At 59.8% G+C, this 26,094-nt stretch carries 17 protein-coding genes and 1 pseudogene; 11 read left to right on the top strand and 7 right to left on the bottom strand.

The annotated features are described in order from the left end of the window. The first annotated feature begins 10 nt into the window (after positions 1 to 10). The 3 genes from PQR32_RS32455 (at position 11) to PQR32_RS32445 (ending at position 3,483) form a co-directional block, all read left to right on the top strand. Complete coding sequence (locus tag PQR32_RS32455) at positions 11 to 1,435, top strand: aldehyde dehydrogenase family protein (protein ID WP_408236889.1); 1,425 nt, start codon at positions 11 to 13, stop codon at positions 1,433 to 1,435. Positions 1,436 to 1,564: 129 nt separating this feature from the next. After that, positions 1,565 to 2,755, top strand: a complete 1,191-nt coding sequence (locus PQR32_RS32450) for an NAD(P)H-dependent flavin oxidoreductase (RefSeq protein WP_408236886.1) — start codon at positions 1,565 to 1,567, stop codon at positions 2,753 to 2,755. 71 nt (positions 2,756 to 2,826) lie between these two features. Then, positions 2,827 to 3,483, top strand: coding sequence for an OmpW/AlkL family protein (locus PQR32_RS32445; protein WP_408236883.1), 657 nt, complete (start codon positions 2,827 to 2,829; stop codon positions 3,481 to 3,483). 154 nt (positions 3,484 to 3,637) lie between these two features. Here the strand turns inward: PQR32_RS32445 and PQR32_RS32440 are convergent, their stop codons facing one another. The 3 genes from PQR32_RS32440 to PQR32_RS32430 form a co-directional block, all read right to left on the bottom strand. Continuing rightward, the gene (locus PQR32_RS32440) at positions 3,638 to 3,841 is read right to left on the bottom strand and encodes a DUF1289 domain-containing protein (RefSeq protein WP_408236880.1); all 204 of its coding nucleotides are present in this window, start codon (positions 3,839 to 3,841) and stop codon (positions 3,638 to 3,640) included. 156 nt (positions 3,842 to 3,997) lie between these two features. Further along, positions 3,998 to 5,326: a phospholipase A gene (locus PQR32_RS32435; RefSeq protein ID WP_408236877.1), complete on the bottom strand. Its 1,329-nt coding sequence runs from the start codon at positions 5,324 to 5,326 to the stop codon at positions 3,998 to 4,000. 275 nt (positions 5,327 to 5,601) lie between these two features. Continuing rightward, positions 5,602 to 6,906: an Nramp family divalent metal transporter gene (locus PQR32_RS32430; RefSeq protein ID WP_408236874.1), complete on the bottom strand. Its 1,305-nt coding sequence runs from the start codon at positions 6,904 to 6,906 to the stop codon at positions 5,602 to 5,604. Between the two features lie 520 nt (positions 6,907 to 7,426). On the opposite strand from PQR32_RS32430, the gene PQR32_RS32425 reads away from it, so the two are divergent. The 4 genes from PQR32_RS32425 to PQR32_RS32410 all read left to right on the top strand — a co-directional run bounded on the left by PQR32_RS32425 (position 7,427) and on the right by PQR32_RS32410 (position 11,528). After that, positions 7,427 to 8,527 carry a polyamine ABC transporter substrate-binding protein gene (locus tag PQR32_RS32425; RefSeq protein ID WP_408236871.1) on the top strand — a complete coding sequence of 367 codons (1,101 nt, stop codon included), beginning with the start codon at positions 7,427 to 7,429 and terminating at the stop codon, positions 8,525 to 8,527. A gap of 90 nt (positions 8,528 to 8,617) precedes the next feature. Beyond that, positions 8,618 to 9,784: an ABC transporter ATP-binding protein gene (locus tag PQR32_RS32420; RefSeq protein ID WP_408236868.1), complete on the top strand. Its 1,167-nt coding sequence runs from the start codon at positions 8,618 to 8,620 to the stop codon at positions 9,782 to 9,784. Further along, the gene (locus PQR32_RS32415) at positions 9,781 to 10,710 is read left to right on the top strand and encodes an ABC transporter permease subunit (RefSeq protein WP_408236865.1); all 930 of its coding nucleotides are present in this window, start codon (positions 9,781 to 9,783) and stop codon (positions 10,708 to 10,710) included. The genes PQR32_RS32420 and PQR32_RS32415 overlap by 4 nt, the downstream gene beginning before the upstream one ends. After that, entirely contained in the window at positions 10,710 to 11,528 is an 819-nt protein-coding gene (locus PQR32_RS32410; RefSeq protein ID WP_408236862.1) for an ABC transporter permease subunit, read from the top strand. The genes PQR32_RS32415 and PQR32_RS32410 overlap by 1 nt, the downstream gene beginning before the upstream one ends. Before the next feature lie 835 nt (positions 11,529 to 12,363). Here PQR32_RS32410 and PQR32_RS32405 read toward each other — a convergent pair. The 3 genes and pseudogenes from PQR32_RS32405 to PQR32_RS32395 form a co-directional block, all read right to left on the bottom strand. Beyond that, positions 12,364 to 14,160, bottom strand: a complete 1,797-nt coding sequence (locus tag PQR32_RS32405) for a tetratricopeptide repeat-containing glycosyltransferase family protein (RefSeq protein WP_408236859.1) — start codon at positions 14,158 to 14,160, stop codon at positions 12,364 to 12,366. 72 nt (positions 14,161 to 14,232) lie between these two features. Then, positions 14,233 to 16,395: a S8 family serine peptidase gene (locus PQR32_RS32400; protein WP_408236856.1), complete on the bottom strand. Its 2,163-nt coding sequence runs from the start codon at positions 16,393 to 16,395 to the stop codon at positions 14,233 to 14,235. Between the two features lie 340 nt (positions 16,396 to 16,735). After that, positions 16,736 to 17,660, bottom strand: a pseudogene (locus PQR32_RS32395) (IS256 family transposase); the annotation flags it as partial. A gap of 498 nt (positions 17,661 to 18,158) precedes the next feature. Between PQR32_RS32395 and PQR32_RS32390 the strand changes: the two are divergent. Genes PQR32_RS32390 through PQR32_RS32380 form a run of 3 tightly spaced genes read left to right on the top strand, consistent with a single transcriptional unit; the run spans position 18,159 to position 22,582 of the window. After that, positions 18,159 to 19,463, top strand: a complete 1,305-nt coding sequence (locus PQR32_RS32390) for a TolC family outer membrane protein (RefSeq protein WP_408236853.1) — start codon at positions 18,159 to 18,161, stop codon at positions 19,461 to 19,463. A 3-nt stretch (positions 19,464 to 19,466) separates the two neighbouring features. Continuing rightward, positions 19,467 to 21,191, top strand: coding sequence for a type I secretion system permease/ATPase (locus tag PQR32_RS32385; protein WP_408236850.1), 1,725 nt, complete (start codon positions 19,467 to 19,469; stop codon positions 21,189 to 21,191). Beyond that, positions 21,188 to 22,582, top strand: coding sequence for an HlyD family type I secretion periplasmic adaptor subunit (locus tag PQR32_RS32380; RefSeq protein ID WP_408236847.1), 1,395 nt, complete (start codon positions 21,188 to 21,190; stop codon positions 22,580 to 22,582). The genes PQR32_RS32385 and PQR32_RS32380 overlap by 4 nt, the downstream gene beginning before the upstream one ends. A 71-nt stretch (positions 22,583 to 22,653) precedes the next feature. On the opposite strand, the gene PQR32_RS32375 is transcribed toward PQR32_RS32380, so the two are convergent. Further along, the gene (locus PQR32_RS32375; RefSeq protein ID WP_408236844.1) at positions 22,654 to 22,998 is read right to left on the bottom strand and encodes a hypothetical protein; all 345 of its coding nucleotides are present in this window, start codon (positions 22,996 to 22,998) and stop codon (positions 22,654 to 22,656) included. 119 nt (positions 22,999 to 23,117) lie between these two features. On the opposite strand from PQR32_RS32375, the gene PQR32_RS32370 reads away from it, so the two are divergent. After that, the gene (locus PQR32_RS32370) at positions 23,118 to 25,757 is read left to right on the top strand and encodes a hypothetical protein (RefSeq protein WP_408236841.1); all 2,640 of its coding nucleotides are present in this window, start codon (positions 23,118 to 23,120) and stop codon (positions 25,755 to 25,757) included. Positions 25,758 to 26,094: the final 337 nt, after the last annotated feature.

Raw genomic sequence — 26,094 nt, 5'->3', positions numbered from 1 at the left:
ACCGACCATCATGAAGACCTACGAGCAACTCTATATCGACGGTAAGTGGATCGCGCCGTGCGGCACCGGCACGATCGACGTGATCGACTCGGGCACGGAAGAGATCATGGGCCGCATCCCTGAAGGCGTCGAGGCCGATGCGGAAAGCGCGATCGCCGCCGCCCGCGTGGCGTTCGACGGCTGGGCCGCGACGCCCGCCGCCGAGCGCGGCGAATATCTGCGCAAGATCGCGGCGAACCTGAAAGCGCGCACCGACGAACTGGCCGGTTTGATCGCCGGCGAGGTCGGCATGCCGCTGAAGCTCGCGCGCGCCATTCAGGTGGGCGGCCCCGTCTACAACTGGGGCGCGTACGCGAAGCTCGCGAGCGAGTTCCAGTATGAGGAACGCATCGGCAATTCGCTGGTGGTGCGCGAACCGGTCGGCGTGGTGGCGGCGATCACGCCGTGGAACTATCCGCTCAATCAGGTCACGCTGAAGGTCGCGGCGGCGCTCGCCGCCGGTTGCACGGTGGTGCTCAAGCCGTCGGAGATCGCGCCGCTGAATGCGTTCGTGCTTGCCGAGGCGATCCACGAAGCCGGGCTGCCGGCCGGCGTGTTCAATCTCGTGAGCGGTTATGGACCGGTGGTCGGCGAGATACTGGCGAGCCATCCGTCGGTCGATATGGTCTCGTTTACTGGCTCGACTCGCGCCGGCAAACGCGTGTCCGAACTGGCTTCGGCGACCGTCAAGCGCGTGGCGCTCGAACTCGGCGGCAAGTCGGCGTCGGTCATTCTCGACGATGCCGATTTCGCCGCGGCGGTTAAAGGCACGGTCAGCGCGTGCTTTCTGAATTCCGGGCAAACGTGTTCGGCGCATACGCGCATGCTGGTGCCCGAGGCGCGCTACGACGAAGCGCGCGCGCTGGCGAAGCAGGCCGCCGAGGCCTACGTCGCCGGCGATCCACGCAATGAGACGACGCGTCTTGGCCCGTTGGCGTCGGCAGCGCAGCAGGCGCGCGTGCAGCAGTACATCGCGAAGGGAATCGAGGAGGGCGCCGAGCTGGTGACAGGTGGCGCGGGCTTGCCCGATGGCTTGTCGAAGGGCTTCTTCGTCAAGCCGACCGTGTTCGGCCGCGTGCATCCCAAAGCAACGATCGCGCAAGAAGAAATCTTCGGCCCGGTGCTGTCGATTCTGACCTACAAGGACGAAGAAGAAGCCGTTCGGATCGCCAACGATTCGCCATACGGCCTCGGCGGCGCGGTATGGGCCGGCAGCGACGAGCGTGCCGCCGGCGTCGCGCGGCGGATTCGAACTGGTCAGGTCGATATCAACGGCGGCACATGGAACATGGCCGCGCCGTTCGGCGGTTTCAAGCAGTCGGGTTTCGGCCGCGAAAACGGGGTCTACGGGCTCGAAGAGTATCTCGAACTCAAGTCCATGCAATTCAAGGTGTGACTCTTCTGACCGGCATCAACCGAAGAGCGCACATGACCTGGACATTCGCCGACTCATTGACCTGAAGCAACGCAGACTGCGCCCGAGCGACGATTATCAGCGTTTCGATAATCCGCCATCGGGCCAGTCATGCTCACCTCTCATCCGTTCCCACCGCTCGTCATTCGCGGCCGCTCGTTATTGCCGATCGTGCAAGGCGGCATGGGCGTCGGCATCTCGGCGCACCGGCTGGCCGGCAGTGTCGCCCGCGAAGGCGCGCTGGGCACCATCGCCAGTATCGACCTGCGGCATCATCATCACGACCTGATCGAACGCTGCCGCGAATCGCCCGACCGCGCCACGCTGGAAGAGGCCAATTTCGCCGCGCTGGCCCGCGAAATCCACTCGGCCAAAGCACTCAGCGAAGGCCGCGGCATGATCGCCGTCAACGTGATGAAAGCGGTCAGCGCGCAGGCCGACTACGTGCGCGTCGCGTGCGAGAGCGGCGCTGACGCGATCGTCATGGGCGCGGGCCTGCCGCTCGATTTGCCGGACATGACGCAGAGCCACGACATCGCGCTGATTCCGATTTTGTCGGACAGCCGCGGCGTCACGCTCGTGCTGAAGAGGTGGATGAAAAAAGGCCGTTTGCCCGATGCGGTCGTGATCGAACATCCGGCGCATGCGGGCGGCCATCTTGGCGTCAGCAGCCTCGCCGATCAGCACGATCAACGTTTCGATTTCTTCCGCATCCTCGAAGAACTCGACACGGTCTTCGCCTCGCTCGGCTTGAACCGTCAGGACGTGCCCTTGATCGTCGCGGGCGGCATCAATAGTCACGAGGCCGTCCGTAAGTTGCTCGACGCGGGCGCTAGCGGCGTGCAACTCGGCACGCCGTTCGCCGTCACCGAAGAAGGCGACGCGCATCCGAACTTCAAGCGCGTGCTGGCCGAAGCCACGCCGGAGGACATCGTTGAATTTGTGAGCGTGACGGGACTGCCTGCGCGCGCGGTGAAAACGCCGTGGCTGATGCGCTATCTGCGCCATGAAACGAAGATCCGCGAGAAAGTCGGCGCGCGCAAACACATCTGTCCGACCGCGCTCGAATGCCTCAGCGCGTGTGGCTGGCGTGACGGTATAGAGAAGTTTGGCCACTTCTGCATCGACACACGGCTCGCGGCGGCCTTGCGCGGCGACGTGGCGAACGGTCTGTTCTTCCGCGGCCGCGAAGCGCTGCCGTTCGGCACGGCGATTCGCAGCGTGCACGACCTGCTCGAACTGCTGCTGACGGGCGCGGCGCGACCGGCTGTCGCAGGGCGATGGGCATTCTCGCTGGGTTGATACGCGTCAACCTGCCGCGCGACGAGAACTTCGACAATCCCCGCATGCAAACAAACAAAGCGGGGAAGCACATGAAGCACTCGTCCAGAAACAGAATCAGAACCGCCGTCATCGCATCGAGCCTGCTGTTCGCGGGCGCGCTCGCGCCGCAGGCGCATGCCGCCGGCGACGACACGCTGAGCGGCATTCACGCCGGCGATCTACTGGTGCGTCTGCGCGCCATCAGCATCATGCCGAACGTGAGCACGACCCAATCGCTGACCGCGCTCAACGTCGGCGTGAACAACGCGACAGTGCCGGAGTTGGATCTGACCTACATGATCCGCGACTACCTCGGCGTCGAGCTGATTCTCGGCACGTCGCGGCATCAGGTTTCTTCCAGCCTCGGCGGCCTTGGCGGCGTGAATGTATTGCCGCCCACGCTGCTGCTGCAATACCACTTCAACCACGCGGGGCGTATTCGTCCGTATGTCGGTGCGGGTCTCAACTACACGCTGTTCTATAACAACGGCCTGAGCGCGGGCGGCCAGCCGATCTCGATCACCAATCACAGTTGGGGGCCGGCGTTGCAGGCCGGCGTCGACGTGCAAGTCACCAAGTCGTTGTTCGTCAACGCGGACATCAAGAAGATCTGGATGCACACGGATGCCTCGCTCGGCGGTCAGGCACTTGGACGCTTGAGCATCGATCCCGTAGTGGTCGGTTTGGGTGTCGGGATGCGGTTCTGATTGTCACGCGTTGCTTGCGCGCTTAATCAGCCGTAGTCGCCATGAAAAAACGCCGGGGTGCAGTTCAGTTCACGTTCCGGCGTTTTCTTTTGGGTTTCAGCTTTGAGCGCGACCTGGCCGCAAGCATGCGACCGGGGAAGCTGGCAGAGCAATCCTACAGCTTGTCGTTCGCAAACCGCATAGCCGAGCCTTCCTGCTCGATGCGAACCCACACGGCGCGCTTTTCCTCGTCGCTCAGGAAAACCCAGTTGGACACTTCGCCGGCAGTGCGGCCGCAGCCTTTGCAGACGTCGTCGAACAGCGTGGAACAGACGCCGATGCACGGGCTGTCGGGAAGATCGTGGAGATTCGAAGCCATCGGAAACCTTGGAGCGAAGAAGCGGAGTTCCGCTATGTTAACCGATGCGCGCCACGCGCCTTGCCGTAGCGAACGACATGGCCGCGGTTCGCGCACGGTTGGCAGCATCCGCCGCATGTTTTGCCGCAAGTTTCGACGCAATAGCGCTCGCCCGCATCAACGCGCGATGCTGTAGCCGATCCGCGCCATCCAGTGCTGGCGGTTGTTGTAGTCGAGCAGGTCCTCGCCGTAGCCGTTGAAGTAGCCCACCCAGACATAGCCGCCCCACGCGCTGCCCAGCAGCTTGGCGAGCGGATAAGTGAATTGGGTATCCACGCTGCCGTACCAGTGCTTGGTGCCTTTGCGCAGCGTGGTCGCCAGTTGCCAGCCGTCCGGGCTGCCGTATTTGACCAGCAGGTCGACGTAGCCGCGATAGTCGGCGATATCGGGGTTGCTGCTCGTGCCGACGTAGTAATAGATTTTCGGCGACACGGTCAGGTGGTTGGCCGTCAGATCGCCGAATTCCCAGGTCGGCCGGATAAAGGGCATGTTGATGCTGCGCGAGTCCGCGCCGGCCTTGCCATTCGATTCGTGCGCAACGCCCGCCGCAAAACCCATGCGCGTGAAGAACGGGCTCTGCCAGCCGGTGTCCGGCACGTAGTAGAACAATTGCGGCGAGTAGGTCGTGTCGCGGAACGGGCGCGAATCGGCGGACAGATCCCAGATCGAGGTTTGCGTGTACGCGAAGTACAGGTTGTCGAGGAAGGCCTTCGAGCGCAGATCGTCCGGTATCAGGATGCGGTATTTAAAGCTCAATTGCAGCCGTGCGTTCGTGTCGCCGTTGTGGCCGAAGGCGATGTACATCGGATCGTAATAGGAGAGGTGCGAGAGTACGCCGCGTCCTGTGGTCGCGAGCGAGTCGCCGGGCGGCGCGATGGCATCGCCGGTCGGGCCGCCGACCACTGCCGCCGTCGCCGCGGCTTGAGCGGGCGTGGTCGCCTGGGTTTCCGCGCGTTCCGCCTGGGCAATCACGTCCTGCTGCGGCCCGCGATTGATCGCGACGAGCGCCGGCGACGCATCGAAACCCACCGGGTCGATGCGCACCTCGCCACGCGCCGACTGCGGCCAAGGCGCCGAGAAACGCACCTTGCGGAACTGGCCCGGCCGCAGATGCAGGGTGTCGGGCACGCCGGGCTCGCGCTTCAAATCGAGCGGCTGCGGCGACTGTTCGCCTGTGCTCAACGTTACGCGAATGGTCGGCGGGACGGTGATTGTCAGAGGTTTGGCGTCGTCGGCGGAGTAGAGCAGCGTGATCTGCAGCGGCTCGTTGGCCGCGGCCACGCGAGCGGGTTGCAGCATCGCGACCGTCGCGCGCGCCTCGCCGGACAGCACAGCGCACACGACGAGCGTGGCGAGCAGCGCGACGCGGGAGAAGCGCGCCATGAGTTGACGGAACTGAGGGAAGGCGTGGTGAGCAAGGCGGTCGATCGAGGCGTCAAAGCGCATGGGGCTGTCGTCCTGGAGCAAGGGCAGCGAGCGATGCGGACGCGGCAGGCATCGAAAGGCGACACGTGCAAGGCGCACCGGATCGATCGCGCAAAAGCGCTGAAGGGCGCAAAAATGGGCACAAAAACGGCTGCCGCAACAAAAACCGGCAGCCGGCATGAAACGGGCGGCACGGCCGGCGTGCCGCAGTAGCGGGCAGCGTCGCCGGTCATGGCGAGATACTCAGAGAATACTTACAAAGTCACTTCATTGACAGTCCGGTCGAAAAACGGTCTTCAGCTACCGAGCGCCAGTTGCCACAACAACGCGCCGTTGAGCATGATGATGAACGCGGCGGACAGCCACGCGAGCACGAGCGGCACGCCGCGCACGCGCCAGCCGCGCATCAGCGCGGCGTCCGACGTGAAGCGGATCAACGGCACGACCGCGAGCGGCAATTGCAGGCTCAATACCACCTGGCTTGCCACCAGCAACTGATTGGAACCGTGCTGGCCGAACAGCGCGACCGCGAAGAGCGCCGGCCCGATCGCCAGCGCACGGGTCAGCAGGGCGCGCTGCCAGCGCGGCAACCGGATGCGCAGAAAGCCTTCCATGACCGCCTGGCCCGCCAGCGTGCCGGTGACGGTCGCGCTCAGCCCACAGGCGAGCAGCGCCGCCGCGAACAGGATGCCGGCCCAGTGCGTGCCGACGAGCGGCGCGATCAGGCGGTGGGCGTCCGCGAGATCGGTCACGTCACGATGGCCGCTCACATAGAACACGGCGGCGGCCACGATCAGCAGCGCGGCGTTGATCACGAAAGCAAACGAAAGCGAGCCGAAGGTATCCAGATTGACGACGTGCAGCGCGACCTTGATCTGCGCGTCGCTGCCGTCCGGCGCGTGGTGCTTGACGAGCGCCGAGTGCAGATAGAGATTGTGCGGCATCACCGTCGCGCCGACGATGCCCGCCGCGAGCCACACCATGCCCGCGTTGCGCAGCAACTCGACGCTCGGCACCGTGCCGGCAAGCGCCGCGTGCCAGTCCGGTCGCGCCAGTGCAAGCTGGACCACGAAGCACAGGCCGACGAAGCCGATCAGCGCCGCGATCACCGCTTCCAGTTTGCGGCCGCCTTTCTGCTGGAGCGCGAGCAGCGCGAAGGTGCAGACCGCCGACATCAGCACCCCGACCGTGAGTGACACGCCAAGTAGCATTTGCAATGCGACGGCGCTGCCGACCACCTCGGCGACATCGCACGCGATGATCGCGACCTCGCTGGTCAGCCACAGGAAGAGGGTGCCGCGGCGGCCCGTGCGTTCGCGGCAGACCTGCGCCAAGTCGCGCCCGGTTACGACGCCCAGGCGCGACGACAGCCATTGGAGCAGCATCGCCATCAGGCTCGACAGCAGCACCATGCCGAGCAGGCGGTAGCCGTAGCCCGCGCCGGCGCCGAGCGCGGTCGCCCAATTGCCCGGATCGATATAGCCGACCGCAATCAACGCCCCCGCGCCGACGAACGAGAACCAATGCGGCGGACGTGCCGGCCCATTGCCCGGCAGACGCCGGCGGCGGTTGGGACGCAATGCGAACGGATTCGTGTTCATCGATGCCTGCGGTTCAAGACTGCATCATCTTGCAAGCCACGTGCCCGCTGCGCGTGCGGCGGGCGGCGCGTCGAGGCCAAGGCGCGACAACGCGATTCGCGGCGCGCTGTCGTTCGGCCTTCGAGAGCCTTCGAGAGCTATTGTGCACCGTCGAACGCTTCGTGGCTTGAGTGCACTTCGACCTTAGCCGTCCGGCATAAAAGTCACGCAGTGCGGCCGTGGGCCACCACCGTTCGCGCGAGCGCAGCGCGCCCTACACAGCGGCAACTTGACAACCAGATAACAGCGCGGCCGGTACCGGTGTTTTTTTCGGGTAGACACGCGCGCATAACCCGCTAAAATTGCGGCCAATTTTCCAGCGGTGCGGCTTGCGCTGTACCGTTTGCGCGACAGCCTGGCATTTTTTTTGGAGCGCGCAATAATTGATGGTACTTTTCGGGTTTTTCAGGGGAGCCGTGGGCGCATTGCCGCGGCGCAGGTGAGGACGGCCGGCTCGGGCCGGTCAGGAACGGAGAACGGAATGAAAAGACGGGTAGTGGGGCAAGTGGCGGCGCTGGTTCTTTGCGCGACGCCGTGGTTGACGGCCGCTGCGAAAGACACGCAGCTGAACGTGTATAACTGGTCCGATTACATCGCCAAGGACACCATTCCGAACTTCACCAAGCAGACCGGCGTCCAGGTCAAGTACGACAACTACGACAGCGACGACACGCTGCAAGCCAAGCTCCTCACCGGCAATTCCGGCTACGACATCGTCGTGCCGACCAGCAACTACGCCGGCAAGCAGATCGCCGCCGGCATCTTCGCGCCGCTCGACAAATCGAAGCTGCCGAACCTGAAGTACCTCGATCCTTCACTGATGGCGCTTGTCGCCGGTGCCGATCCGGGCAACAAGTTCACGGTGCCTTGGGCTTACGGCACGACCGGTCTCGGCTACAACGTCACCAAGGCGCAGCAGATTCTCGGCAAGAACGTGCCGCTCGACAGCTGGGACGTTCTCTTCAAGCCGGAAAACATTTCGAAGCTGAAGGCTTGCGGCGTGTCCGTGCTCGACGCGCCGGACCAGATGTTCGCCGCCGCGCTGCATTACATCGGCAAGGATCCGATGAGCACGAACCCGGCCGACTACCGCGCCGCGCTCGAGATGATGAAGAAGATCCGCCCGTACATCACGCAGTTCAACTCGTCGGGCTATATCAACGACCTGGTCGGCGGCGATGTGTGCTTCGCGTACGGCTGGTCGGGCGACGTCGTGATCGCCAAGCATCGCGCGGTCGAAGCGAAGAAGGCCTACAAGGTCGAGTACTACATTCCGAAGGGCGGCGCGCCGGTGTGGTTCGACGTGATGGCGATTCCGAAGGACGCGAAGAACAAGGACGCCGCGCTCGAGTGGATCAACTACATCGAAACGCCGCAGGTTCACGCCGCGATCACCAACGCCGTCTACTATCCGAGCGCCAACCTCGAAGCGCGCAAGTACGTGGACAAGGACGTGGCGAACGATCCGGCCGTGTATCCGCCGCCTGAAGTCATCAAGACCCTGTTCCTGCTGAAGCCGCTGCCGCCGGAAATCCAGCGGCTGCAAACGCGGCTGTGGACTGAATTCAAGTCCGGCCGCTGACCCGCGGCGAGTGAACGGGTAAGCATCATCATGAAGCCCTCGGTGTCCACCGGGGGCTTTGTTCGTCAAACGCCGGAGTAAAGCATTGTGATGAGTAGTGACCAGTCGGGCGCGCTGGCAGGGGCCGTTGCGCCGTCCCCGAACCAGAACGCAGTAACGGACGACGCCACAGAGAACTTCGTCCAGGTCGTCGATGTCGTGAAGAAGTTCGGCGAGACCGTGGCGGTCAAAGGGGTCAACCTGTCGGTGAAGAAGGGCGAGCTGTTCGCGCTGCTCGGCAGTTCCGGTTGCGGCAAGTCCACCTTGTTACGCATGATGGCCGGGCTCGAAAGCGTGACCTCGGGCAAGATCCTGATCGACGGTGAGGATCTCGCGCAATTGCCGCCGTACCGCCGGCCGGTCAATATGATGTTCCAGTCGTACGCGCTGTTTCCGCACATGACGGTGGAAGGGAACGTCGCCTTCGGTCTGAAGCAGGAAGGCGTGCCGAAGGCCGAACTGAAGGACCGCGTGCAGACCGCGCTCGAACTCGTGCAGATGGGGCGCTTCGCGAAGCGCAAGCCGAATCAGCTGTCCGGTGGGCAGCAGCAGCGCGTGGCGCTCGCGCGTTCGCTGGTGAAGCGGCCCAAGCTGCTGCTGCTCGACGAGCCGATGTCCGCGCTTGACAAGCAGATCCGTCAACGCACCCAGATCGAACTGGTCAACATTCTCGACAAGGTCGGCGTGACCTGCATGATGGTGACGCACGATCAGGAAGAAGCGATGACCATGGCCGGCCGCCTTGCCGTGATGAGCGAAGGCGAGATCATTCAACTCGGCACGCCGCACGAAGTGTACGAGTATCCGAACAGCCGTTTCTCGGCCGAGTTCATCGGCTCGACGAATCTGTTCGAAGGCCATACCGTCGAAGATGAGCCCGATCATGTGTTCATCGAAACACCGGACCTGCCGTGCCGCCTGTACGTCAGCCACGGCATCACCGGTCCGCTCGGCATGCCGGTGACGATTTCGGTGCGCCCCGAACGTATCGCGTTGACGCGCAAACCGCCCGAGGGCGCGTACAACTGGGGCAAGGGCGTCGTCACGAATATCGCCTACATGGGCGGCTATTCGCTCTATCACGTGAAACTCGACGCCGGCAAAACGGTGATCGCGAACGTGACGAGCCTCGCGCTGACCGAGATCGATCCGCCCACGTGGGGCGACGAAGTGTACGTCCGTTGGAGCGCATCGGCCGGCGTGGTGCTGACGTCATGAAGCGCTCGTTCAATTCCTTCGCCACCTGGCCGGTGCGGCGTTTCAATCTGACCGGTCGCACCGCGGTGGTGGCCGGTCCGTTCATCTGGCTGCTGCTGTTTTTCCTCGTGCCGTTCCTGCTGGTCGTCAAGATCAGCTTTGCCGATTTGCAGCTCGGCATTCCGCCCTACACCGAGCTCACCAACTTCGCGGACGGCGCGATTCACATCACGCTCGACCTGTCGCATTACGCGTTTCTGCTGACCGACAGCCTCTATTTCGCGACCTACGTGAATTCCGTGGTGGTCGCCGCAATCTCGACGCTGTTGTGTTTGGTGATCGGCTATCCGATGGCGTATTACATCGCACGGTCGAATCCGGCCAGCCGCAATCTGCTGATGATGGCCGTGATGCTGCCGTTCTGGACGTCGTTTCTGATTCGCGTGTATGCGTGGATTGGGATTCTGAAGAACAACGGCTTGCTGAATAACTTTTTGATGTCGATCGGGCTGATTCATTCGCCGATCGAGCTGTATCACACGAATACCGCTGTTTATATCGGCATGGTCTATTCGTATCTGCCGTTCCTCGTCATGCCGTTGTACGCGCATCTGGTGAAGATGGACATGACGCTGCTGGAAGCCGCCTACGACCTCGGCGCGAAGCCATGGAAGGCGTTCTGGCAGATCACGTTGCCGCTCTCGAAGAACGGCATCATCGCCGGTTGTTTGCTGGTGTTCATTCCGGCGGTGGGCGAGTACGTGATTCCCGAATTGCTCGGCGGCGCGAATACGCTGATGATCGGCCGCGTGATGTGGAATGAGTTCTTCGACAATGCCGATTGGCCGATGGCGTCCGCCGTGACGTGCGCAATGGTGTTGTTGTTATTGGTGCCGATGGCGTTTTTCCAGTACGCGCAGGCGAAGGCGATGGAGGAAAGGCGCTGATGAAGCCGAACCGGTTTTTGCAGTTGATTGCCTTGGGGATTGGGTTTCTGTTTCTCTACATACCGATCGTGAGTTTGATTGTGTATTCGTTCAACGAATCGCAACTGGTCACGGTGTGGACGCGCTTTTCGACGCGCTGGTATGCGGCGTTGTTGCAGGATGACGAGCTGATCGCGGCGGCGTGGCTTTCGTTGCGGGTGGCGTTGTTGACGGCGTTTGCCTCAGTTGTCATTGGCACGTGGGCCGGATTTGTCCTCGCGCGGATGGGGCGGTTTCGTGGCTTCACGTTGTACACGGGGATGATCAATGCGCCATTGGTGATCCCCGAGGTGATTCAGGGGATCTCGCTGCTGCTGCTGTTCATCGAAATGGCCAAGTGGTTGGGGTGGCCCGCCGGACGTGGCATTTTCACGATCTGGATCGGGCACGTGATGTTGTGTATTTCTTATGTGGCGATCATCGTGCAGTCGCGGGTGAAGGAGTTGCATCCTTCGCTTGAAGAGGCGGCGCTGGATCTTGGGGCTACGCCGTTGCGGGTGTTTTTCTTTATTACGTTGCCGTTGATTTCGCAGGCGCTTGTTTCTGGGTGGTTGTTGTCGTTCACTTTGTCGATTGATGATCTGGTGCTGTCGGCGTTTTTGTCCGGGCCTGGGTCGACGACTTTGCCGTTGGTTGTTTTTTCGCGCGTTCGGTTGGGGTTGAATCCGGAGATGAATGCTTTGGCCACGCTGTTTATTGCTGTGGTGACTGTTGGGGTTGTGGTTGCTAATTATTTTATGCAGCGGGCGGAGAGGAAGAGGGCTGTGATGGCGGTTTGATTTTTTTGTTGGGGTTTTGGCTGGGTTTGTTCTTATGGTGTTGGCCTTTGCTTGAATTCATGGTGGTCTATTGGCGTTGCCCCTGTGCGGGGCAACCCTCGGTGAACCCCACCTCGCGCAAAGCCTTATACGGTAATGGTTTGAGCGTTCCACCCCCGCAGAGAAAAATTGCCCCTATTTGTTAGGGGAGCCATAGGGGAATTTTTGCGCCCCGGTGTCCAGTCGGCATCGATCCCCGACGACCGGAAACCCGTTGGCGGGACCGGCCGGTATGGACGATCTCCCGCCGTCTCACCTACGCCATTCACGCGGCACGAATGACGGGCGCCGGCCGCGTTGGACGACAAAGCGAGGGCATTGCGGCCATCAGCAACAGGTGAACAAGACTGCGCGAATCGCCTGGGCGATGATCACTCGGGAAATGGACTACCAGCCGGAGCTGGCTGGGCAATAAAGCTGTATCCGACTAGCAATATCTTCATCCACGATTGCAAAACAAGCCGCACGATGGCCAACAGGTCGAACCGGCGCTGATCAAACCCGCTAATGTCCGAGGCCTTGAGCCCGTAGAGGCGATTGGGAGTCAGCGCGCGAATAGCCCATCAGGGTCCGCCGCCTCATTGAGGCGCAGTTGTATGAGACCGGATATACGTGAGCGATCGACACTGAGGTTTGACACGCGGAGTGTTTGCAAACGAGGAGAAGTCCATATACGGGCTAATGGGCTTGCGCGTGCAAGCGGAAGACATCGTCATCCCCGGCGGGCTTCGCTTCACACGTCCCTCTTTAGCCGCCGCCCCGGCGGGCTTTTTTTCGTCCCGTCTGCCAGACCCGATTAGGTCAACGCGTGCGGCTCTGTCGCCTCAACACCGATCCAATCCGTCAGAGCTTCCCGTACTTCGGCAAAAACCGGCGCCCACTCTCTGAGTTCGCGCTGGCGGAATAGTCTCATTGATGGATACCAGGGGCTGTCTGTCCGCTCTGTCATCCACCGCCAGTCCGTGTACGCCGGGATGAGTGTCCATACAGGCAAGCCTGCCGCACCGGCAAGATGGGCAACTGATGAATCGACAGTGATTAGCAGGTCAAGCGACTGAAGTATTGCGAGGGTATCGCCGAAGCCCTGAATGAGTGGCCCTAGCGTATGCACGTTGAATTGTTGCTCGAGCGCTTCGCTTTCACGTTCCCGCGCCCCTTTCTGCACCGAGTACCAGGTGATCCCAGAAAGCGAAAACAGGGCTTCGAAAGCGTTGATCTGGATGGAGCGGAAACAATCCATCGCATGATCTGGATTGCCCGCCCACACGATGCCGACGCGTCTGTTCCCTTCGGTCATCTGCCGGGATGACATGTCATCAAGCCAATTCCGCCATTGACACACCTTCTCCGGCTCGGCGGCGATATACGGCATTGCGACGGGAAGCATTCGTAAGTCGAGATTCATATACTCCGGCATCCGGAACATATGGGACCAGTAGTCGTAAGGGCCCGTTGGCATGGTTGAGTACGCGGCTCTGACGGATGGCATCCTGGTTGCCAATTCTGCGACAGATCGCTCTACGAAAACGTCTACGATTGCCCCCCGCTGGTGAAGCCAGTCTGCGAATCTCAGACACTGAATTTGATCGCCCAGCCCCTGTTCCCAAACGAGCAGGAACTGTCGTCCCAAAACCGGCTCACCATTCCACAATTGAAAGTTGGGCCACGACAAGCCCGCCTTGAATTCTGGAATCGAGTAACCCGACTTATACGCCTTCCAACCATATTCGAATTCGCCGAGGCAGAGAAGCACCTCCGCGAAGTAAAGTTGTATTTTCGGCTCGAAAGGCAGACCCAACGCCGCCTGCTCACTGTATGACCGACTCTCAGCTGCTCTTCCAAGTTGTTTTAGCGCCCATGCCACGTTGTGGCACAGAACTGCGTTATTGGGATCGAGATGGAGTGCCCGTCGCGCAACTGCGAGCGCGCTTTCAAAACGTTTGCTGGTATTAAGGACATACGCAACCGCCTTCAATGCCGCCGGATCGTCGGCATGGTGCGTTGTAATCTGCTCAACGGTATGATCGAGTGAGCCTACGCAGCCAGTATTTAAGATGGCTGCTATCTGATCAAGGTCGTCCTTCAGAGCCGCGGGGCGAAGCCTCCATGCGCGCAGCCAGAATTCGAGGGCCGCGTCAGTGTTCCCCAACTCTGTATTGATCATTGCAAGCGCGCGATTGGCGTGCTGCAATTCCGGGTCGATTTGAAGGGACCTTTCATAATGAACTATCGCCTCACGAAGACGACCCAACTGCCGCAGGCAATCGCCAAGGTTTCTGTGAAGAGTCGCAGTATCGCCCGCCAACGCGATCGCGTGATGGTAAAACGATTCAGCCGCTTTGTACTGACGTCTCAGCGCAGCAAGAAGCCCAGCGCACTCCCACAGGTCAGCGCGTGCAGGGGCGGCGTGCAACGCCATTTCCGCGAATTCGAATGCCCTGTCCAGATCGTTCCGATGAAAGTGAGCGAGTGCCATGCGATGCAAGCCGTCCGCGTCATGCCGGTTTGCAGTCGTTAGATCCTGCTCACTGTTCGTCCCGTTTTTTGCAATGCGAGTTTCTGACATAACAACGTAGTTTGTGTGTTGATGCATACACGAGAACGCCCCAATGATCCCTAGTCGAGATCAAGGGGCGCTCCTCGTAGTCAATTCTGCAAGGTTGGCTTACTGTGTATAGGTCGCCGTGAGCGTGCTGGACAGTTTCGATTGAGCGCCTATGATGAAATAATAAGAACCCGCTGCGGGATTCGCGATAATGCAGGTCCCGGGGGTACCTTTTTGAAAGGGCGATTGGCAGTCGGGATGCATTGCCGAAGGTGTTCCCAATCGGGTGTACAACCATCCGGTCTCACTGGTTTGCGACGGCCTTAGTGTGACCGTCATTCCCTTTACGCCAGCTGGTACGTCCAGTTCGTAGTACAGCATATCGCCATTCTTCGCCGGGACCACGACGGGAACGTTCACCGAGAGATTGTTGATGCTAGGCGGCAGCACCGAAAGCGGACGGGTAAAAGTACTGGAAGCGCCGTTGGTATCTGTGACTTTCAATCGAACCTGATAGACTCCGGCGTAGTCGTAATTCCAATGGGGATTGAGGGATTCGGTAAACGCCAGGCCTGGAATGCCGTCGTCAAAATCCCACGCCCAAGATTTGATGGGCGCCCCGCCCCTGGACGTAGACAAGTCCGTGCAGGTCACCTGCATGAGATTTGGCGCTTCCGAGCACGTGAAATCCGCCGCTACTGGAATCTTTCCAGACTTGGCAGCGGCGACCGTCGCAGTCGCATCTAGAATGCCGGCCCCTATTGGTTGGTCAGGTTTTCCGGCAAACGGCCGTGCGTTTTGCATAAGCAAGGTACGCACTTCTGCCAACGTTAGAGGCGTTGGCGCGACGGCCTGAGCCAAGGCGATCACACCAGACACAAAAGGCGCCGACATGGAAGTACCGGTCAAGAAGCCATAAGATTCCTCGCCAGGGGCAGCGGTTCCGAGGTTATAGGTGGACCAAATGTTTTCACCAGGCGCGGCAATGTCGACGCTCTGTCCAAAATTAGATGAATCTGAGCGCTGACCGGAAAACTCGCTGTTAGAAACAACGATGGCGTTGCGGCAGCTTGCAGGTTGAAATGACGCTACGTCCGCGCTAGCGTTGCCTGCTGCCACCACAACCGCCGCGCCGCGCCTAGTCGCGTAGTCGATAGCATTCTGGTATGTAGTGCTGCAGTACCCTTTGCCATAAATGCTCACATTTATAACTTTCGCAGGAAAGTTGTTAGGCGGAACGCCTGGCACACTGCCTCCGGCAGCCCAGGTGATTCCATCGGCAACGTCCGACATCATGCCATTGCCGCAACCATTTAACACACGAACTGGAACGATTTTGGCGCCCGGTGCGGTGCCTGCAACGCCTTGCTTATTGTTGCTCACTGCGGCAAGAATGCCGGCAACGTGGGTGCCATGCCACGTAACCCCGCAGGTGTAGCCTTCAAGGCCGGGATTCCTTCCGTCGCCAGTTCCGCGATTGCCAATCGCGAGGTCTGTTCCAGCTAAAATGTTTGCATCGAGGTCGCTGTGGGAACTCACACCGTTATCCACCATTGCGATCGTCACTCCGGAGCCGTTACTTATGTCCCATGCTCCCTCGGCTTTTATGCCATAAAGGGCGAGGTTAGATGTCCTCGTGCTGGGACTGTATGCCCACTGATTGATATATTCCGGATCACTGGGAACCATAGCGCCTTGCATTGCGACATCGGGCTCAATATATTCAACGTTTGGGTCAGTCGCGATGGCCCGCATGAATGCCTTTGCTTCCATAACGCCCAGTTTGCGCGCGGTGTTCACCACGTCAGCGCCGATGCCCAAGCGGCGCAAATGATGCGCCTTTGCCGGAAAGGTGCTTGCCAGTTTGTCAAGTTTCGACTGAACCGCCGACGTTGATCCACGCTCAGCAGTGCCAGTCTTGTATTTGATGATGAAACGGTCAGTCTGCGAGTCGGCCGTAATGCTGCTCGTGTTCATCTTCAAAGACAACGCGAGCGGAACCGGGGTGGAATTGGCGGCATTCGCCGCCGCGGCCACTTCCACCTTATCGTTAGCTGTCGGCGTTGCTTGGGAAGCGGTGTCGCTCCCGCTGCTTCCGTCACACGCGGATAAGGCCATCAACAGAGGTACGCTTGCAGCGCTGGCGACGATTCGACGTATGGACAGCCTCGACTGTATCGCATCTGTCCAGGTGACCGCAGATTGAAAACCGACTTCTCCGGTTTTCGGTCTCTCTTCTTTCATTTTTTTCTCCCTGATTCCGTTGTGATACTTAGTTTCCACGGACGGCAGCCTTCCTGAACGTGCGTAACCGTTCGTAATACGAGGGTAATCGTTTTGAAAAATGAGAGGCAGCAGAAGCCGCTGGTTTATGTGAGAGGCGATTTACCAGCGGCGTCAGGAATGACGACGTGTCGATTGCGACATGCGGCAAGCAGTGGGAGAAACGTCCGGGCGACCTTTCCTGTCAAGCCACACGACAGGGGTGTCGGAATGCGCATTAATATGCACTCTGCATGTCTACTTCAATTTTCAGATCAGTCTCATACGGATTGGGACGTGTCTGAATTTTTGTGTGCAAGGCGGATAAAGGCCTGCCTGCTGGCAGGCCGATCAGTTCATTCTACAAGTGACTTCTGGTGAAGCGATCCTCGTAGAGGATCGCGAACTGGTTCATTGCCGCTTTCTAGTCGTGCGCGGCGCGGCTCCAGTCTGCGGTGATATTGTTCAACGCCAGCCAGAGTAGCTTGGTCGCGGCGTCATCGCTTGGGAAGTGGCCCCGCGTCTTGACGATCTTGCGCAGTTGCGCGTCCACGCTTTCGATGGCATTGGTCGTGTAGATCACCTTGCGTATTGCTGGCGCAAACGCGAAGAACGGAATCACCCGATCCCAGGCCCTGCGCCAGGCGTCGACCACGGTCGGTAATTTTCGCCCCCATTCGCCCTGTTCGAAGGCATCCAGTTCGGCCCCGGCTGCCTCGGCGCTGGCTGCAGTGTAGATTGGCCTGATGGCCGCAGCCAGCGCCCGGCGATCCTTCCAGCTCGCAAATTCCAGTGAATTGCGCATCAGATGCACGATGCAGGTCTGCAGAGTGGTCTGCGGGAACACTGCGCCCAACGCCTCGGGCATGCCCTTCAGACCATCGGTGACTGCAATCAGGATTTCCTGCACACCCCGCACTTTCAGGTCATTGAAGACCTTCATCCAGAACTTCGCGCCCTCCGTGTTCTCGATCCACAGCCCCAGAATGTCACGCGTGCCGTCCGGCAGGATGCCTAGGGCCAGATAGACCGCCTTATTGCGAACCGGCCCTTCCTCGCGGATCTTGACACGCAACGCGTCGAAGAACACGACGGGATACATCGGTTCAAGCGGACGGCCCTCCCAGGCAGCGACTTCCTCCATCATGGCGTCAGTCACCGAGCTGATGAACTCTGGCGAGACGTCGGTGCTGTACTGCTCGGCCAGGAAGCCCTGAATCTCGCGCATCGTCATGCCGCGCGCGTACATCGCGATGATCTTGTCGATCAGTTCCTCGGAATCGACGGCAACGCCGTCGGGGCCTCTGCGGCCGGCTTAAGTTTGTGGCATACATGCTCCTTGAGCTACATGCTATGCCTTGAACACGAAATTTATGACCGACCCTTCATTGCCGCATCCGCGCCGCAACCAAATTTGACAGATGCGTCCTGCATCATCGAATGCCCCTCTGACGCACCCCCGCTGAAATATCCCCCGGCATCTCCTCCAGGTCTCCTACGCACACCGCGGCGGCATCCGACTGCGCTGTCGATGCGTCCGATTGCCCGGTGTTGTTGCAGACGCCAGAATTTCGCCTTGCAGGTAGTACACAAAACTTTCCACAGTCCGCAAGGCGAATAAACACGGCGCTGAGAATTGAGAACGGTCGAATCCGCGACCGCACTGTCAAACCAGATGCGAAAAAGATAGCGATGAGATGGAGCCACGACTGGTCATACACCTATCCCCGGGCGCGCGGCGCCAGACAGACCGGTTGCTTTTCGCTGGAGTGCTTGCGCTCTCCATGCTTCATGCGACCGCGCATGCGGCCAGTCTGTCCCAGCTTGCTGACGATGCCCTGGCACACGATGCCACGTTTGCCAGCGCCGAAGCGTCATATCGGGCAGGCCTCGAGAAAGAGCCCGAGGCGCGCGCCGCGCTGCTTCCACACCTTGGCATTACCCAATCCGATTTCAGGAATGCTATCCATGTACCGGGTCAGGTCGCCGCTCCCTATTCCACGGTCGGGACATCCCTGTCGTTCAACCAGTCGCTATTCAGGTGGGACGACTGGCAGGCCTATCAGGAAAGCCGGCTCTCGGTCATCGGCGCGGGCTTCACGTTCGCCAGCGCGAAGCAGGACCTTCTGCTTCGCGTGGCGCAGGCGTATTTTGACGCGCTTGCAGCAAAAGAAGCCCTTCTGCTGGCGCAGGAGCATCTGCGCTCAGTTGACGAACAGTCGGGACTGACCCGCCGAAGCTTTACGCTCGGCGCAGCGACGGTCGTCGACATGGACGAGGCGCGGGCGGCATCCGACTCCGCGCATGCTGATCTCGTCAAGGCGCAGGGCGAAGTTGCGAGGCGCTACGCCGCGCTGCAAAAGATAGTCGGTCATCCCATCGATGCGGTTGAGCCGGTCGATGCGGACGCCACGCTGGCGGCATTGACTGACAGTTCATCCGATACGTGGGAATCGGATGCGCAGACGTCGGGGCTCGACGTCAGGCAGCACCAGATCGCGCTGGAGGTCGCAAAGCGGGAGGTCAGCAAGGTGAATGCAGGCTATATGCCGAGCGTGTCGATAGTGGGAAACGCGAGTAACGGCAATGCCGCTTTCATCAACGGACAGACCAACTTCTATACCGGCGCGCATCGGGCTTCATCTGGCGAGATCGGTATCCAGATCAGCATTCCGCTGTTCGATGGCCTTTCAACGTTGAGCAAAAAACGCGAAGCGCTGGCGCTTCGGGATAAGGCCGAGGACGATCTGGAGGATGCGCGCCGCTCGGGCGCGCTTGATGCCCAGCAGGCGTTTATCGGCGTGCGTGAAGGAGTTGCACAGATCGCTGCGCTACGCACCGCGCAGCAGTCCGCTGAAACTGCCCTGAAGTCCGAGCGCAAAGGATTTCGCGTAGGCGTGCGGATCAATGCGGACGTGCTCGACGCCGAGGACAAACTATTCCGCACGCGGCGCGATCTGGCCAGGGCGCGCTACGACGCGCTGATGCAGTTTCTCCACCTGAAGGCGAGCGTCGCGCAGCTCGACCAATCGACACTCGCACAACTTGACGCGCCGGACGCTTCCAAAGCCGCGCCCTCCCAGAAATAAAACATGACGATGTTTCAGGCAATCAGGCGGCACCTGCTGTTCGCCGCACTTTTCGGCATCGCCAGCAATCTGCTGGTGCTGGCCCCCACGCTGTATCTGCTTCAGGTCTACGACCGCGTTCTGCCAAGTCGCAGCCTGGAAACGCTAGCCATGCTGATGATCTTCATGGCAATTGCCCTGTTCATGATGTTTGCCGTTGACGTCGTGCGAAGCCTCCTGCTCGCCGACCTCGGTCGGCAACTGGCCGACCGTCTCGACCGGCTGGCACTGGGGGCGCGGGTCGAGGCGCTCGCAAGACGATCACCCCGGCCTGATCTTGCTACATCACAGGACGTCGCCGCTCTGCGTTCATTCCTTTCCGGCACGGGTGTAATAGCACTTCTGGACTTGCCGTGGCTCCTTGTTTATCTCGCGCTGATGTTCCTTTTCCACTGGTCGCTTGGACTGATCGCTATCGCCAGTGCAATCCTGCTCGTCTGTCTGACCGTCGTGAATGACAGACTGACCAGAGCAGACGTTCGCACTTACACGACGCGCCAGCGCGAGACTGAGCAGATCGCCGCGCAGATCGGTCGTAACGCGGAGATCGTGACGGTACTTGGCATGAACGCCGCCGTCATCGACGCATGGGCCGCACGGCGTCGCCTGGACCTTGACGCACAGGAGCAGGTTGGCAACACGTCGACTTTGAACAGGAATATCAGCAAGGCACTGCGCCAGGCAATTCAGATCGTGATGATGGGCGCGGGAGCATGGCTCGTTATCAACCAGTATGCAACCGGCGGCGTCATGCTCGCCACAACCATTCTTCTGGGCAAGGCGCTGGCCCCGGTTGAGCAAATGCTTGGAAGCTGGAAGCAGTTTGTCGAGGTGCGTCAGGGATGGGATCGGCTGGACGCACTATATCGCTGGGTTGGGGGGCGCAACGCGATCCAGTTACCGCGGCCGGAAGGTCGACTGAACGTCGAAGCACTGACTTTCAGCAGTCGCCGTGTCAACGATCAGCAGGGTCGCCTTCTGCTCCGGGGCATTCAATTCTCGCTGGCTCCTGGCCAGTTGCTGGTGATTGTTGGTTCCAGCGCCTCTGGTAAATCAACCCTTCTGCGGCTTCTAGCCGGCCTCTGGGAGCCGCAGTCGGGCGCCGTGCGCCTTGACGGCGCTGACATTGCGCAGTGGCCGCGCGAAAGACTCGGGCGCTATCTGGGCTACGTGCCGCAGGATGTCGAACTCTTCTCCGGCAGCGTCGCAGGCAATATTGCGCGCGATCCAGACCCGGCGAATCACCAAGCCGAGGCGATTGTACTTGCTGCCCAGCGTGCGGGCGTGCACGACATGATTCTCAGACTACCGGCCGGCTATGAAACGGAAATCGGTGAGTCCGGAGAAGCGCTATCAGGTGGCCAACGCCAGGCGATTGCGCTGGCCCGCGCACTCTACGGCGACCCGCGCCTCGTGCTGCTCGATGAACCCAACGCCAATCTCGACGCCGACGGCGAACGCCGGTTGAACGCAGCGCTGCTCCAGCTGAAGCGGGACGGCGTAACCGTCGTCGTCGTCACTCACAGGCAGGCCGTGCTCTCAATCGCCGACCGCGTGATGATGATGCGCGACGGACAGACCGAGTGCTTCGGCACACGCGAACAGGTCGAAGCCTGGCTTCGCTCGAAGGCCGGAGCGGCAGAACCTGCATCGGGCAATGAAAATCGTCGGGAGATCGCCGCATCATGAAATTACGTCCTCCCATAAAGAACCTGCTCAACCGCTTCCGTGGCGCGCTGGTTGGACCCACCCGGCTATCACAACTTCAAGGAACGATCACCCCTTTGCACCTGCCGCGAACGGCTATTGCGTGGGGGTGCGTTGCACTTGCGCTTGGGTGCTGCGCGCTCAGTGTCTGGGCCGCTCTCGCGCCGCTGTCGGGCGCAGTCGTCGCAGAGGGTGTCGTACGTGACGACGGCGAACGCAAGACGCTAATGCATCAGGAAGGCGGAATCGTCAAGGCCATCCTTGTGAAAGACGGCGACCACGTCAAGGCCGGGCAGGTACTGCTCACGCTCGACAGCGTGCGGCCCAATGCCGAAGTCGCGGTGCTGCAAGCGCAGCTTGCCGACGCGCAGGCCAAGGCCGCACGACTCGAAGCAGAGCGCGACATGAAACGCTCGGTCACGTTCTCCGCAGAGTTGACTGCCCGCTCGTCGGACCCGGCCATCGCTGCGCTATTGCACCGCGAACAGACACTGTTCGACTCCGAGCGGCAGACGCTGGACGACCAGTTGCGACTCTTGCAGGAACAGGCGGCGCAGACGCGTGAGGAGATTGCGATGGTGACGTCGCTCGTGCGCACCAGTGACGAAAGTATCGGCATTTCGAAGCAGGAGCTTCAGGTTAACGAACAGTTGCGCAACGAAGGCTACGTGACCGAAACGAAGATGATGGAACTGCGGCGGGCTGCGGCGGATTACAAGTCGCGCCAGCAATCGGATACGACAGAACTGATTCGCGCCCGGCAGAAGCAGACCGATCTCGATCTGAAGATGACCGCGTTGCGCAATGACTACGTAAAGGCGGCCGACACGCAGTTAAAGGACACGGCTGCGAAAATCCAGCAGGTCACTGACCAGTTACGCCCGGCCCAGGATATCGAAGCGCGCACCAGGATCATTGCGCCTGTGGACGGCGAAGTCGTAGGCCTCATGGTGCATACCATTGGCGCGGCCGTCGGTCCGCGCGAGCCGCTTCTTGATCTGGTGCCGTCGGGCACCCCGTTAATTGTTGAGGCGAAGGTCAAGCCCGATAACGTGCGCGAAATTCTGCCTGGCAGCAAGGCTGACGTGCGGCTGACCGCCTATAACCCCAGGACGTCTCCCGTGCTGGAAGGCACGGTCGCGTACCTCTCTGCCGACTCACTCAACGACAAAGAGACCCGGCAGCCGTTCTATCTGGCACACGTCGAAATTCCGGCGGACGCTATTGCACGCGCGAACACCATGGCGCGTGAGCCAATTGTGCTTGGCCCGGGGTTGCGCGCGGAAGTGTTCATCAGGACCCGCTCGCGCAGTGCGTTTGATTACCTTTTTGAACCGCTTTGGGACGGGATTCAGAAGTCTATGCGGGACTAGTGTGCAGGACAACAATCAAAATTTTTCCTATTTTTAAGCGGGGCTTTTTTTAGAAATTCACATGACAACGACTATGAACGCATTCGGGCTTGACTTTGCAAATCACGACACGCATTTCTAGGATAAAAAAATATGCGCGACAAATTATTGCTGTTAATTTCCTTGCTTGTTATGGGGACACTATTTTTGGGGATTAACGTCTTCGCGTGCTCAACCAGCTTTCCTATCTTTGGATCGGAGTGGGGAGGTGAATCAGTTTTAATCATATTGATATATTGCATTGCCACTGCTGCCGCAGTAGTTCTGGCGATCTGGCGGTACTTCATCGTATTTGGAACCGTTCGCTCAAATGTAGCGCAATCGACTGTGTCCGCGACTGCCGGCTGGATTTTCCTCAGCGCATTCACCGCTTTCATTCTTCTGTTCCTATACGTTAATAGTAAAACCTGTCACTAATTGGGAGGATCTCTAACGCTCATCAAGAAAGGCTGGTAAATGTAATCTGTTTATTTTTTTATATCGAAAAGGAATGTAAATGACTACTCTTACTGTCGCTGGATACGCGATTGGCGGGCTCGATAGTTTCTCCTCCGTTGCAGATGCTGCGGCGAAACTGAACGCGAATCCGAATAATAAAGGACTGATCGCGGCCTATGACGCCGCGTTAGCTAATGCGGCTGCCACCGCCACCGCCAATATGCAGGGTGAAGGAGCAGCTTTTGCCGCAAACGCAATTATTGCCAATGTCGAAAACTTAATCGTCAATGGCGGGTCAATGAGCGCCAATGATAAGGGCAGTTCCATGGCTGCAGTTATCGGCGAATTGATTGTTCTGGCGGGCCAAGGGGTGTCGTTCTACGGACTTGAGGAGTCCAAGGTAAATGCTCTCATCGGTGGCAAAACATATACGCTGGGTCAGATCATAAACGCAGCCGGTTTTATAGTGACAGCGGCCGGCGCAGGGATCGATGCCCAAACAATCGCTGACGTGGTGAAGCAGCAATTTCAAGCCGCAGGACTATCGACCAGCCCGAACGTCGTATTTACGCCGTCAAGCTTCAGTAGTTCTAACTTCATCTGTGACTCCAGCAATGCTGCCACGATGTTCAACATTGTCAGGGGAGATAATACCAGCGCGATTAACCTTCCGACGATTACTGTCAATCCCGGCAGCATAGCGACCGTCGTGGTAGAAAACGCTCAGGGTCAAGCCATTATCGTTTCGCCAGGTGTCAGTGGTTCTGGTTTGAATGTTGAGATTAACGGTAGCAACAACGATATTGCTCTCAAGCAGGGCGCATCGGTCACGCTGACTTCGTCCCAGACCAATACGATCCACAACGACGTGACCGGGCAGGATTTCACCGTGTCTGGCGGTCAGGTTCATGGAAGCGGTGGCAGCAACCCGTTACCGGCCGGTGCAATGAATCAGTTTGCAGTCCATGCTGACGGCTCATTGGGCGTCACCATGGCAAACGCGAGCGGTATCGTAACTGGCCAGGCAACGTTCGACTCACACGGCTTGTTGAAGCAGGATATTTTCTTCGACACAACAACCGGTCGCGAGACACAGGAGAACGACTTCAACGCGGACGGTAGTCAGGTCGATCATATCTTCAATGCCAGCGGCACGCAGAACACGGCAGTTTTTAATGCCGCTGGCCATGAGACCGAATACGCATCGTTCGGCAGCAATGGCAAGATCACGCAGGACCAACTCTTCGACGCGACGTCGGGCCGGCTGACGCAGGAGAACGACTTCAGCGCCGATGGTAGTCAGGTCGATCACGTCTTCAATGCCAACGGCACACAAACCGCTTACGCGTTCAACGCAGCGGGCCACGAAACGGAACAGGCCACGTTCGGCACCAACGGCGCGAAAACGCAGGACTCGTTCTTCGACGCCACGACCGGGCGTGAAACACGGGAGAATGACTTCAACGCGGACGGTAGTCAGGTCGATCACATCTTCAACGCCAACGGCACGCAGAACACGGCAGTTTTTAATGCCGCTGGTAGACAAACCGAGTACGCGACGTTCGGCACCAATGGCAAGATGACGCAGGATCAGTTCTACGACGCGACGTCGGGCCGTCTGACGCAGGAAAACGACATTAACGCCGACGGCAGCCAGGTCGATCACATCTTCAACGCCAACGGCACGCAGACCTCCTACGCGTTCAACGCAGCGGGTCACGAAACCGAGCAGGCCACGTTCGGCACCAACGGCATCAAAACGCAGGACCTGTTCTATGACGCGACGTCCGGCCGTCTGACACAGGAGAACGACTTCAGCGCCGACGGCAGTCAGGTCGATCACATCTTCAACGCCAATGGCACCCAGACCGCCTACGCGTTCAACGCTGCGGGACATGAGACGGAACAGGCAACGTTCGGGACTAACGGCAAGATCATCCAGGACCTGGTCTTTGACGGATCGACTGGCCGGGAGTTACAGGAGACCGATTACAACGCGAACGGTAGTGGCGTTGCTCACATCTTTAACCCCGACGGTACGCAGACCGCGGCGGTTTTCGATCCATCTGGTCACGTCTCCGAATACGCGACGTATGGCACAAACGGCAAAATTTCGACCGACGCCTTCTTCGATGCCAATGGTCGTGAGACGCAACTGAACCAGTACTCCGGGAATCAGACGACCGTCCATATTATCAATGCGGACAACACGCAAACGGCGACGGTCTATAACAGCGCAAATCAGGAAACCGAGTTCGCCCGGTTTGACGCCCACGGACACAAGACCGACGACTACTTCTTCAACGGACCGACTGGCCGGGAAACTGAGTACGATCACTATGGGAGTGATGGAAGCATGGTCGCTAACATCTTCCATAGCGATAACAGCCAGGACCAGATCATTTACAACGCGTCGGGCCAGGAGACGCAATATCAGGCGTACAACAGCCAGGGGCAACTGACTGGCTTCACGAACTTCACTTATAACGTGGGCGGTGGCTATAACGCCGTTGCGTATGGGCCTTCCGGGTATGAAACGGGCTGGGCGGATTACGCTTCGAACGGCACGCAGATTTCGACGAGCGGCGGCATGTATAACTTCACGCTGGACGACGGCTACGAGTGCGGGGCCGACTGGGGTTTCACGACGGACCTGGGCGGTACCGGATATACCTCCGATTATGGCTTCTATATCTGATGGCCGGCCAGCGTAACGGCTAGCGGTTGCTGCGTCTGATTGTTAGCTGACGTAGCATCTAGATTGCTCTGACGCGTTTCGACCGTTCTGACCGCCTCACCCCAGGCGGTCGATCCGGTAAACGCGGATACCGGATTCTGCGTTGAGTAGCGCGTAGCAGAGACTCGGATTCCCCGACGCCTGGTGCCGCTCTCAACGACTCCGCCATGGCGCGTAGCAGCCATGCCATATCGCACCACTTATACTCGGCCTTGTCAGCGAACAGCCGCTGCACAACTTTCCCGCAGCGTTTCGTTGGCTGTAGCACCTTTAAGGTGTTGTGCGTGGTTGGCAACAA

Source organism: Paraburkholderia dipogonis (genome assembly GCF_046027395.1).
Taxonomy (GTDB): Bacteria; Pseudomonadota; Gammaproteobacteria; order Burkholderiales; family Burkholderiaceae; genus Paraburkholderia; species Paraburkholderia dipogonis_A.
Note: the sequence above shows the minus strand (reverse complement) of the source record. Positions and strands in the feature narration are given on the sequence as shown.

What these genes read in the sequence shown, in the direction of transcription:
- PQR32_RS32455 (WP_408236889.1), top strand. Translation starts at nt 11, where the DNA reads ATGAAGACCTACGAGCAACTCTATATCGACGGTAAGTGGATCGCGCCG.
- PQR32_RS32450 (WP_408236886.1), top strand. Translation starts at nt 1,565, where the DNA reads ATGCTCACCTCTCATCCGTTCCCACCGCTCGTCATTCGCGGCCGCTCG.
- PQR32_RS32445 (WP_408236883.1), top strand. Translation starts at nt 2,827, where the DNA reads ATGAAGCACTCGTCCAGAAACAGAATCAGAACCGCCGTCATCGCATCG.
- PQR32_RS32440 (WP_408236880.1), bottom strand. Translation starts at nt 3,841, where the DNA reads ATGGCTTCGAATCTCCACGATCTTCCCGACAGCCCGTGCATCGGCGTC.
- PQR32_RS32435 (WP_408236877.1), bottom strand. Translation starts at nt 5,326, where the DNA reads ATGCGCTTTGACGCCTCGATCGACCGCCTTGCTCACCACGCCTTCCCT.
- PQR32_RS32430 (WP_408236874.1), bottom strand. Translation starts at nt 6,906, where the DNA reads ATGAACACGAATCCGTTCGCATTGCGTCCCAACCGCCGCCGGCGTCTG.
- PQR32_RS32425 (WP_408236871.1), top strand. Translation starts at nt 7,427, where the DNA reads ATGAAAAGACGGGTAGTGGGGCAAGTGGCGGCGCTGGTTCTTTGCGCG.
- PQR32_RS32420 (WP_408236868.1), top strand. Translation starts at nt 8,618, where the DNA reads ATGAGTAGTGACCAGTCGGGCGCGCTGGCAGGGGCCGTTGCGCCGTCC.
- PQR32_RS32415 (WP_408236865.1), top strand. Translation starts at nt 9,781, where the DNA reads ATGAAGCGCTCGTTCAATTCCTTCGCCACCTGGCCGGTGCGGCGTTTC.
- PQR32_RS32410 (WP_408236862.1), top strand. Translation starts at nt 10,710, where the DNA reads ATGAAGCCGAACCGGTTTTTGCAGTTGATTGCCTTGGGGATTGGGTTT.
- PQR32_RS32405 (WP_408236859.1), bottom strand. Translation starts at nt 14,160, where the DNA reads ATGCATCAACACACAAACTACGTTGTTATGTCAGAAACTCGCATTGCA.
- PQR32_RS32390 (WP_408236853.1), top strand. Translation starts at nt 18,159, where the DNA reads ATGCTTCATGCGACCGCGCATGCGGCCAGTCTGTCCCAGCTTGCTGAC.
- PQR32_RS32385 (WP_408236850.1), top strand. Translation starts at nt 19,467, where the DNA reads ATGACGATGTTTCAGGCAATCAGGCGGCACCTGCTGTTCGCCGCACTT.
- PQR32_RS32380 (WP_408236847.1), top strand. Translation starts at nt 21,188, where the DNA reads ATGAAATTACGTCCTCCCATAAAGAACCTGCTCAACCGCTTCCGTGGC.
- PQR32_RS32375 (WP_408236844.1), bottom strand. Translation starts at nt 22,998, where the DNA reads ATGAAAGCGGTGAATGCGCTGAGGAAAATCCAGCCGGCAGTCGCGGAC.
- PQR32_RS32370 (WP_408236841.1), top strand. Translation starts at nt 23,118, where the DNA reads ATGACTACTCTTACTGTCGCTGGATACGCGATTGGCGGGCTCGATAGT.